Raw genomic sequence first — 6000 nt, forward strand, 5'->3', positions numbered from 1 at the left:
GGAGCCGATACGTTGGTTAAGTTTTTTTTAAGTTCGCGTGACGTGAAAAACGCCGGGATATTACGTGCGCGGCGAGCGTGATGGGGCACCGCGAAGCGGCATCGGGGTGCGGGCGGGGCAGGGCGTCGGGCGGGCCGAACGACAGGGAAGTCGCACTGGATATACGGAGTGCGAATGATTGATGGCGGCGGAAGACGATGAGGCGACGACGCGCGCCGGAATACGCGATGAACGCGTTACGCCGGCGGCGGGGAGCGCACGGAACGTGCGCCGGGAAAGTCGAGGTGTATCGACGCGCGCGTTGCGCGTCAGTTCGGCAGACTCATCGCCGCTTCTTCGGTTTCCAGATGTCGCGACAGGCTTGCCAGTAGTTGCCTGAGGCTATTGGTCGGCAACGCAAAGCTCGTCCATCCGAGGCCCGTATGACGCATGAACAGCACGGCGCCATCGTAGAGCAGCGGCCTTTCGGTGTACCAGCACGGGTCGAGTTCCATCACGTACTTTTCGTCGCGTGACGGTTCGTCGGGAATCGCCGGTTGCATCTGCGCGCGCAGCAGGCTCAGATACTGAATCACGGCGTCGATATCCTCCGGATCCAGCAGGGCCGACGACTGCTCTATCGAGACCAGCACGGCCTGCTTGCCATACTCGTTGATCATCTCGATCTTCATCGGGCGTGTCATGTCTCGTCTCCTCGTCAATCACGCGACACCGGGAATTATCGGGTCGCCGCGCCGCGCGTAGATTGCAAGATCGTCGTCGCCAGATGAAACTTTATTTAAACGGCGGCAGCGCATCGGGGCGCGCGAACGATGCGCCGCCGCACGCTCATTCGACGGTGATCGTCTCCTTCATATAAGGATGGATCCCGCAGAACACCTTGTATACGCCGGGCTTGTCGAAGCGGAACGAATAGGTTTCGTCCTGGTCGAGCGCTTTGGAATGAAAGATCCCCGCGTCGTTGACGACGGTATGCGGTTCAGCGTCGAGGTTCTTCCACGTGATCGTCGTGCCGGCCTTGATCGTGGTCGACATCGGCGAAAACATGAAATTGCGGATCGTCACGAGCGAGTCGGACGGGCCCTGCGCGAACGCGGCGAGCGGTGTGCCGCCGATGGCCGCACACAGGATCAGCGCGGCCGGCAGCGCCGGTTTCCTGAAGAGGTTCATGTCGGTCTCCCGGTGTGTGTCATGCGAGTGTCGTGTCATGCAGCGACGATGCGAGCGGATGGCCCGCGAAGTGGACGGTCGTGACGCCGAGCATCGCGGGCAGCCGGTCGCGCGGCACCGTGAGCGGCACCGGGCCCGGCCCGTTGCCGGCCGTTGGCTGCGGGAACGCGGTGGAGCGCGCGGTATGGAACGTCACGTTGCCCTCGACCTTCGACACGATCTGGTGGATGTGCCCGTTCAGCACGGTGACGGAGCCGAAGCGGCGCAGCAGCGCCATCGTCTGCGGCGCGTCGCCGGTGCCCCAGCCCCACGGTTCGTAAATGGTCCACATCGGCATGTGCGAGAACACGACGATCGGCGTGCTCGACGACTGCCCCTTCAGGTCCTGCGCGAGCCACGCAAGCTGGTCGTCGCCGAAGCTGCCGAGCCCGTTCGGCTTGAAATGCATCACGTTGACGAGCGCGACGAAGTGCACGCCCGCGTGATCGAAGCTGTAGTAGCCGCGGTTGTTCGACGCGCTACCGTACCGGCTGAAGTACTCGGCGCCCGACCCGTCGGTGACGTCGTGTTCGCCGGGCACCGTGTGCAGTTCCGGCACGCGCAGCGCGGACAGCAACTGCGACGCGCGGTCGAATTCCTCCGGTTTGGACAGGTGGGTGATGTCGCCGGTGTGGATGGCCAGCGCGGGCGCGGCGGACAGGCCGTTGACGAGGTCGATGGTCTGTCGCAACGTCGCCGCGACGTCGGGATTCGCGTCCTTGTTGAAGCCGATGTGCGTGTCGCTGATCTGCACGAACAGTGGCCGGCCCGCATCGGCGGGGGGAAGCGCGCCGTTTTGCGCGAGCGCGAGGTCGAACGGCGTCAGGATGCCGCCCGACAGCGTAAACAGCGTACCGAGGCCGCCGAACGCCATGCATTGCAGGGCTTTGCGGCGCGACGGGCGGGTGGGAGTCGATGAAGACATGTGAGCCTCGCAATCGTATGACGGAACCGGACGGCCGGATCGTCCGGAAATAAACCGGCGTCGTTCGCTTGCGATACCGATGCGGCGACGGATTTATTCCCGCGCGTTACGAGGCTGAACCCCAGTGCTCGCGGCCTGCGAGCCGATACGGGGTCATAGCAGGATGACTTGTCAATGTCCTGTAAGTGACACGTCACATTTACGTCATGGCCGCCCGATAGCCTGCGACACCGAATCACACCTATCCGGAGCCCCTCATGCCGAATCTCGCGGCAACGGAAACCAGCGGTGCGGCCAGCCATCGCACACGCACCATCAGCCTCGCGCTGTTTTTTCTGATCATTGCCTGCGGCATCGTCTACGTGGGCGTTCACCTGAGCGCGGATCTCGGTCCGGTCAAGGAGAGCTCGATCCTGCCGTTCCTGCTGCTCGTCGTCGCGCTGCTGATCGCGCTCGGCTTCGAATTCGTGAACGGTTTTCACGACACCGCGAACGCGGTCGCGACCGTCATCTATACGCATTCGCTCGACCCGCACCTGGCGGTGGTGTGGTCGGGGTTGTGGAACCTGTGCGGCGTGCTCGTATCGAGCGGCGCCGTCGCGTTCGGCATCCTGCAGTTGCTGCCGGTCGAGCTGATTCTGCAGGTCGGCAGCGGTTCGGGCTTCGCGATGGTGTTCGCGCTGCTGATCGCGGCCGTCACGTGGAACCTCGCGACCTGGTATTTCGGCCTGCCGTCGTCGAGTTCGCATACGCTCGTCGGCTCGATCATCGGCGTCGGGCTGATGAACCAGATCGTCAGCGGCCCGTCGGCCACGAGCGGCGTCGACTGGAACCAGGCGCTCGGCGTCGGCAAGGCGCTGCTGTTCTCGCCGCTGGTCGGCTTCGCGCTGTCCGCGCTCGTGTTGCTGCTGCTGAAGGCGATCGTGCGGGTGCCGGCGCTGTATCAGGAGCCGAAGGGCAACAAGCCGCCGCCGTTCTGGATTCGCCTGCTGCTGATCCTCACGTGCACGGGCGTGTCGTTCGCGCACGGGTCGAACGACGGGCAGAAGGGCATGGGTCTCATCATGCTGATCCTGATCGGCGTGATGCCGACCGCCTATGCGCTGAACAAGGCCGTGACGCCCGACCAGGCGAGCACGTTCGTCGCGGTCGCGCGCCACGCATCGACGACGCTCGTGAAGTACGCGGACCCCGCCGCGCAGTCGGGCGACGCGCGCGCCGAAGTCGAGGCCTACGTGCGCACCCACAAGCTGGCGCCCGCGACAGTTCCCGCGCTGCGCAAGCTCACCGACACGATCGCCGACCAGGTCGCGCAGGCCGGCGGCATTTCGAGCGTGCCGCAGAGCCTCGTCGACAACGTGCGCAACAACATGTATGTCGCGTCCGAGGCGATCCGGCTGATGGAAAAGGCGAAGGCGCCGGCGTTCTCCGTCGAGGACGCGAGCGCGCTCGACGCGTTCAAGCAGCAGATGGACCGCGCGACGAAGTTCATCCCGACGTGGGTGAAAGTTGCCGTCGCGATCGCGCTCGGTCTTGGCACGATGGTCGGCTGGAAACGGATCGTCGTGACGGTCGGCGAGAAGATCGGCAAGTCGCACCTCACGTACGGGCAGGGCGCGTCCGCCGAAGCCGTCGCGATGCTGACGATCGGGATGGCCGACGCGTACGGGTTGCCGGTGTCGACGACGCACGTGCTCGCGTCCGGCGTGGCCGGCACGATGACCGCGAGCGGCGCGGGGCTGCGCTGGGACACGGTGCGTAACCTCGTGCTCGCGTGGGTGCTGACCTTGCCCGCGTCGATCGCGCTGTCCGCCGTCCTGTACTGGGCGCTGCACGGCCTCTTCTGAGCCGCGTCGGCTGATGCCACGCCCGGCCGCGCGTCATGCGGCCGGCCCCATCGATTTTCAATTCGACCAAGACGCTACCGATGGATATCAGTTTCGATCCGAACCGCACCGCGAACGCCTCGGCGTGGCGCGTGCTCCCCAACCGCTGGGATGCCGTCGCGTTTCCGCTGATCATCTGCCTGCTCGCGATGGCGATCGTCGGTTTCCATCAGACGATGGCGCCGATCGGCGTACTGCAGACGCAGAAGATCTCGCTCGATCCGTCGAACCTGCCCGAATACGCGTTGCGCACCACGCTGCGGATGCTTGCCGCGATGATCGCATCGCTCGTGTTTACGCTCGTCTACGGCACGCTCGCCGCGAAAAGCCGGCGTGCGGGCATGGTGCTGATCCCGATCCTCGACATCCTGCAGTCGGTGCCGGTGCTCGGCTATATCTCGTTTACGGTCACGTTCTTTCTTGCGCTGTTTCCGGGGCGCGTGCTCGGCGCCGAACTCGCGGCGATCTTCGCGATCTTCACGAGCCAGGCGTGGAACATGACCTTCAGCTTCTACCAGTCGCTGCGCACGGTGCCGCGCGACCTGAGCGAAGTGTCGCGCGGTTTCCACCTGACGTCGTGGCAACGTTTCTGGAAGCTCGAGGTGCCGTTCTCGATGCCGGGCCTGATCTGGAACATGATGATGTCGATGTCGGGCGGCTGGTTCTTCGTCGTCGCGTCGGAAGCGATCACCGTCGGCAACCAGACGATCACGCTGCCGGGCATCGGCGCGTATCTCGCGCAGGCCATCTCGGACAAGAACCTCGGTGCGGTGGGCTGGGTGATCGTCGCGATGTCGGTCGTGATCCTCGCGTACGACCAGTTCCTGTTTCGCCCGCTCGTCGCGTGGGCCGACAAGTTCCGGATGGAGAACACCGCGTCGGGCGATGCGCCGCAGTCGTGGCTGCTCGACATGCTGCGCCGTACGCACCTGATCCATCAGTTGCTGGTGCCGGCCGGCTGGCTGCTGTCGCAGGCGGCCCGTGTGCCGCTGCGCGTGCCGTCGTTCAAGGGTGTTGGCGCGCGCGCCGCATCGAGCCGTCGCGCGTCGCGCATCGGCGACATCGTGTGGGGCGCGTGCGTGATCCTGCTGACGGTGTACGTCGCATGGCGCGTCGTCAGTTTCGTTGCGACCGGTGTGACGATGGGCGAGGTCGGCCACGTGCTGGTGCTCGGGCTCATCACGCTGTTGCGCGTGCTGGTGCTGATCGCGATCGCCTCGGTGATCTGGGTGCCGCTCGGCGTGTTGATCGGGCTGCGCCCGAAGCTGGCGGAGAAGATCCAGCCGCTCGCGCAGTTCCTCGCCGCATTCCCGGCGAACCTGCTGTTCCCGGTATTCGTCATCGTGATCGTTCACTTCCATCTGAACGCGGACATCTGGCTGTCGCCGCTGATCGTGCTCGGCACGCAGTGGTACATCCTGTTCAACGTGATCGCTGGCGCGATGTCCTATCCGAACGACTACAAGGAAGCGACGAAGAACTTTCGCATTCGCGGCTGGCAGTGGTGGCGGCAAGCGATCCTGCCGGGCATCTTCCCGTACTACGTGACCGGTGCGATCACCGCGTCGGGCGGTGCGTGGAACGCGAGCATCGTGTCCGAGTTCGTGCAATGGGGCGACACGAAGGTCGTCGCGCACGGCCTGGGCGCGTACATCGCGCAGACCACCGCCGCGGGCGACTTCCCGAAGATCATTCTGGGCATCGCCGTGATGTCCCTGTTCGTTACCCTGTTCAACCGCCTGCTGTGGCGTCCGATGTACGCCTATGCGGAATCCCGGCTCCGTCTCGATTGAGAGTAAGCACGATGCAAAATTCGACCGTCATCAACGCCCCTGCCCAGACGCCGCTCCAGCCGCCGCGTCTCGGTGAAGAAATCCTGCGTGTCGAGCACGTGAACCGCGGCTTCAACAAGACGCAGGGCGAACTGCTCGTGCTCGACGACGCGAACCTGTCGCTGCGCGAAGGCGAGATCGTCGGGCT

General features: G+C 64.9%; 5 protein-coding genes and 1 pseudogene. 3 read left to right on the top strand and 3 right to left on the bottom strand.

Annotation, left to right across the window (positions count from 1 at the left end; all coding sequences use genetic code 11):
• Window positions 1-308: 308 nt before the first annotated feature.
• The 3 genes from DIE13_RS26275 to DIE13_RS26285 all read right to left on the bottom strand — a co-directional run bounded on the left by DIE13_RS26275 (window position 309) and on the right by DIE13_RS26285 (window position 2134).
• Window positions 309-683, bottom strand: a complete 375-nt coding sequence (locus tag DIE13_RS26275) for a hypothetical protein (protein WP_124830008.1) — start codon at window positions 681-683, stop codon at window positions 309-311.
• 145 nt (window positions 684-828) lie between these two features.
• On the bottom strand, window positions 829-1170 hold the full coding sequence (locus DIE13_RS26280; protein ID WP_124830009.1) for a cupredoxin family copper-binding protein: 342 nt from the start codon (window positions 1168-1170) through the stop codon (window positions 829-831).
• A 19-nt stretch (window positions 1171-1189) separates the two neighbouring features.
• Window positions 1190-2134 carry a metallophosphoesterase gene (locus tag DIE13_RS26285; RefSeq protein WP_124830010.1) on the bottom strand — a complete coding sequence of 315 codons (945 nt, stop codon included), beginning with the start codon at window positions 2132-2134 and terminating at the stop codon, window positions 1190-1192.
• A gap of 257 nt (window positions 2135-2391) precedes the next feature.
• Between DIE13_RS26285 and DIE13_RS26290 the strand changes: the two genes are divergently transcribed.
• The 3 genes and pseudogenes from DIE13_RS26290 to DIE13_RS26300 form a co-directional block, all read left to right on the top strand.
• A complete protein-coding gene (locus DIE13_RS26290) occupies window positions 2392-3981 on the top strand; it encodes an inorganic phosphate transporter (protein ID WP_124830011.1) in 1590 nt (529 codons plus the stop codon).
• A gap of 80 nt (window positions 3982-4061) precedes the next feature.
• Window positions 4062-5813, top strand: coding sequence for an ABC transporter permease subunit (locus tag DIE13_RS26295; RefSeq protein WP_124830012.1), 1752 nt, complete (start codon window positions 4062-4064; stop codon window positions 5811-5813).
• An 11-nt stretch (window positions 5814-5824) separates the two neighbouring features.
• Window positions 5825-6000 (top strand): annotated as a pseudogene (locus DIE13_RS26300) (nitrate ABC transporter ATP-binding protein); the annotation flags it as partial.

The sequence above is a fragment of the Burkholderia sp. Bp9016 genome (assembly GCF_003857765.1).
GTDB lineage: Bacteria > Pseudomonadota > Gammaproteobacteria > Burkholderiales > Burkholderiaceae > Burkholderia.

Bases quoted from the DNA above. Each gene is read 5' to 3' on its own strand.
- DIE13_RS26275 (WP_124830008.1), bottom strand. From the start codon at position 683: ATGACACGCCCGATGAAGATCGAGATGATCAACGAGTATGGCAAGCAG.
- DIE13_RS26280 (WP_124830009.1), bottom strand. From the start codon at position 1,170: ATGAACCTCTTCAGGAAACCGGCGCTGCCGGCCGCGCTGATCCTGTGT.
- DIE13_RS26285 (WP_124830010.1), bottom strand. From the start codon at position 2,134: ATGTCTTCATCGACTCCCACCCGCCCGTCGCGCCGCAAAGCCCTGCAA.
- DIE13_RS26290 (WP_124830011.1), top strand. From the start codon at position 2,392: ATGCCGAATCTCGCGGCAACGGAAACCAGCGGTGCGGCCAGCCATCGC.
- DIE13_RS26295 (WP_124830012.1), top strand. From the start codon at position 4,062: ATGGATATCAGTTTCGATCCGAACCGCACCGCGAACGCCTCGGCGTGG.